Annotated in this window: 2 protein-coding genes; one reads left to right on the forward strand and one right to left on the reverse strand. The window is 47.0% G+C overall.

The annotated features are described in order from the left end of the window. Positions 1-227 precede the first annotated feature (227 nt). A complete protein-coding gene (locus AC0QH1_RS18990; RefSeq protein WP_324632835.1) occupies positions 228-374 on the reverse strand; it encodes a hypothetical protein in 147 nt (48 codons plus the stop codon). Between the two features lie 100 nt (positions 375-474). On the opposite strand from AC0QH1_RS18990, the gene AC0QH1_RS18995 reads away from it, so the two are divergent. After that, entirely contained in the window at positions 475-606 is a 132-nt protein-coding gene (locus AC0QH1_RS18995) for a hypothetical protein (RefSeq protein ID WP_324632836.1), read from the forward strand. The last annotated feature ends 17 nt before the right edge of the window (positions 607-623 follow it).

Consider the following 623-nt stretch of genomic DNA (forward strand, 5'->3'; position numbering starts at 1 on the left):
GGGGAAAAGCGCCTTTAAAAGTCCGACTTTGGACTCTTTAAGAATCCCTCGGATTTATCCGTAGGGAGTATCAACCATTACTCTGGATTTTTTATGTAATAATACTTCCCAATGTCGCCAAAGATCGGGGATTTCTCCGATACGGTTTGAGTCAAAGGATGTCATAATAACTTTATCCAATTGCGTCGATAAGCAAAACCTCTCTCTCGCCGTTGACTTTTGATTCCTCAGCGACATCCTGTAAATTTAGGCCGATAGAGACCTGCTTTGAAGGCGCGATCGCCGTCGGGATAGCGTAGGGCGCAGCCATCCTCTGCGTCGATCTCCGGGGAAATTTTCTCCACGGGAATCTCTTCCGAGTCCCAGGATGGCATCCCGATGAAACCTCAAACCCCTCCATCGAAATTCACCCGATTCCGATTGGAGTAAAATTTCACAGTAAACCCTGTTAGTAATTGAGTTCTAGAAATCACCATGCAAACTCAATGTCGAACCACTCAAATCGATCGCCAAACCGAGCTGAGCGCGCTCAAGTCCTATTTTATTAGCGTCAGGGACTCCGTAGAAACCAACCCCATGTCTAAAGCCAGGGGCTTGTACTTCTAACCACCTGACCAGCCTAA

This window comes from Phormidium sp. CCY1219 (genome assembly GCF_055795085.1).

Bases quoted from the DNA above. Each gene is read 5' to 3' on its own strand.
- AC0QH1_RS18990 (WP_324632835.1), bottom strand. From the start codon at position 374: ATGCCATCCTGGGACTCGGAAGAGATTCCCGTGGAGAAAATTTCCCCG.
- AC0QH1_RS18995 (WP_324632836.1), top strand. From the start codon at position 475: ATGCAAACTCAATGTCGAACCACTCAAATCGATCGCCAAACCGAGCTG.